The organism is Pyxidicoccus caerfyrddinensis, from assembly GCF_010894405.1.
Taxonomy (GTDB): domain Bacteria; phylum Myxococcota; class Myxococcia; order Myxococcales; family Myxococcaceae; genus Myxococcus; species Myxococcus caerfyrddinensis.
The window spans coordinates 1-2,485 of the sequence record NZ_JAAIYA010000084.1; the positions used below are offsets into that span (position 1 = coordinate 1).

Genomic DNA, 2,485 nt, shown 5'->3' on the forward strand with positions numbered 1-2,485 from the left:
GGGGCCCGAGGTCCTGGTGGGTCTGTGCGTCGAGCGCTCCCTGGAGCTGGTGGTGGGGCTGCTCGGCATCCTCAAGGCGGGAGGTGCCTATCTCCCGCTGGATCCGAGCTACCCCGAGGAGCGGCTCGCTTTCATGCTGGAGGACTCCGGCACCCCCATCATCCTCACGCAGCAGCAGCTCGTCGCCGGACTCCCGAAGCACCGGGCCCAGGTGCTCTTGCTGGATGCGGACTGGGAGCGCATCGCGCGAAACCGCGGGGACAAGCCCGAGAGGGGAGGGGGGCCGGAAGGTCTGGCCTACGTCATCTACACCTCTGGTTCGACGGGCAAGCCGAATGGCGTGATGATCCCCCACCGCGGGCTCGTCAATTACCTGGTCTGGTGCGCGCAGGCTTATGACGTCGCCAGTGGGCGGGGCGCGCCCGTCCACTCCTCCATCAGCTTCGATCTCACCATCACCGGCCTGTTCTCCCCGCTGCTTGTCGGCCAGCCGGTGGTGGTCCTGCCCGAGCGTGGCGGCATCGACGTGCTCGTGGATGCGCTCGAACGCAATGACAGCTTCAGCCTCGTCAAGATCACACCGGCGCACCTGGAGCTGCTCCCGCGCCTCCTGCGGCCCGAGCGGGCGGCGGGAAGCGCACGTGCGCTGGTCATTGGCGGCGAGGCCTTGTCGTGGGCAGCCCTGTCCTTCTTCCAGCGCTCCGCGCCCGCGACCCGGCTCATCAACGAGTATGGGCCTACGGAGACCGTTGTCGGCTGCTGCGTCTATGACGCACCCGCCGACGCTTCGAGGACCGGCCCCGTTCCCATCGGTCGCCCCATCGCGAACACGCGGCTCTATGTGCTCGATGCGCATCTACAGCCTGTGCCCATCAACGTCCCCGGCGAGCTCTACATTGGCGGAGCGGGAGTGGGCCGTGGCTACAGGAACCGTCCCGCGCTGACAGCTGAAAGGTTCCGCCCGGACCCGTTCAGCGACGAGCCGGGCGCGCGTCTGTACAAGACCGGGGACCTCTGCCGCTGGATGGCGGACGGCAACCTGGACTACCTGGGCCGCGCCGACCATCAGGTGAAGCTCCGGGGCTTCCGCATCGAGTTGGGAGAAGTCGAGTCCGTCCTGTCGCAGCACCCCTCGGTGCGGCAGGCCGTGGTGGTCGCGCGAGAAGATGGACCGGGCGAGAAGCGGCTCGTGGCCTACGTGGTGGGGCATGAGGCCCCTGGGCCCGGCTCGGGCGAGCTGCGAAGCCATCTTCAGAGCCGGCTCCCGGACTACATGGTGCCGGCGGCGTTCGTGGAACTTCCGTCACTGCCCCTGACGCCCAATGGCAAGGTGGACCGCAAGGCCCTGCCGCTTCCGGACCCGGCAGCAACCGACGCGGGGCGGGACTTCGAGGCCCCCCGCACGCCGGTGGAGGAAGTGCTGGCCACCCTCTGGGCGCAGGTGCTTGGCGTGCCTCGCGTCAGCCTCTCCGACAACTTCTTCGACCTCGGAGGCCACTCGCTGCTGGCCATGCAGGTGCTCGGCCGGGTGCGCACCGCCTTCGGCGTCGACGTGCCGTTGCGCGCCTTGTTCGAAACGCCCACCGTCGCCGCGCTGGCTCCGCTCGTCGAAGCCGCCCTGCGCGACGGGACGACGCCCACCGCGCCAGCACTCGTGCCCGTGCCTCGCGAGGGATTGCTGCCATTGTCCTTCGCCCAGCAGCGGCTGTGGCTGCTCGACCGACTGGAGCCAGACAGCCCTCTGTACAACGTCCCCGCGGCCGTGCACCTGGAAGGGCCACTCAACGCGACCGCGCTGGAGCAGGCGCTGCGGGCGCTGGTGCAACGCCATGAGGCCTTGCGCACCACCTTCCCCAGCATCGAAGGGCAGGCGCACCAGGCCATCGCGCCCGAGCTGGCGGTGCACCTGCACACGGTGCAACTCCACGCGCCCGATGAATCCGCGTGGCGGGATGAGGTGCAGCGGCTGGCGAAGCGGGAGGCGCAGACACCCTTCGACCTCGGACGGGGGCCGTTGCTTCGCGCGACATTGCTCAGACGCTCGGAGCAAGAGCACGTGCTGCTGCTGACGCTGCACCACATCGTCTCGGATGGCTGGTCTCTGGGGGTGCTGATCCGGGAACTGGGGGCACTCCATGGGGCCTTCCTGGCGGACCGCGCCCCATCGCTTCCCTCACTGCCCATCCAGTACGCCGACTACGCGATGTGGCAGCGGCAATGGCTGTCGGGCGACGTGCTGAAGACGCAGCTCGCCTGGTGGAAGCAGCACCTGGCCGGAGCCCCCCCGGCGCTGGAGTTGCCCACGGACAGGCCTCGGCCCTCCATGCGTTCCCACCGCGGAAGCGTCCTCCCCGTGGTACTGCCCCGCGAGCTGACCTCCGCGCTGACGGCGCTGAGCCGCCGTGAGGGCAGCACGCTCTTCATGACGCTGCTCGCGGCCTTCCAGCTGCTGCTGGGACGCCACAGCGGCCAGGACGACATCGTC

Annotated in this window: 1 protein-coding gene; it reads left to right on the forward strand. The window is 69.4% G+C overall.

Features of this window, described 5'->3' with window-relative positions:
• Positions 1 to 2,485 (forward strand): non-ribosomal peptide synthetase (locus G4D86_RS51540; RefSeq protein ID WP_164003073.1); only part of this gene is annotated, 2,485 nt, incomplete at both ends.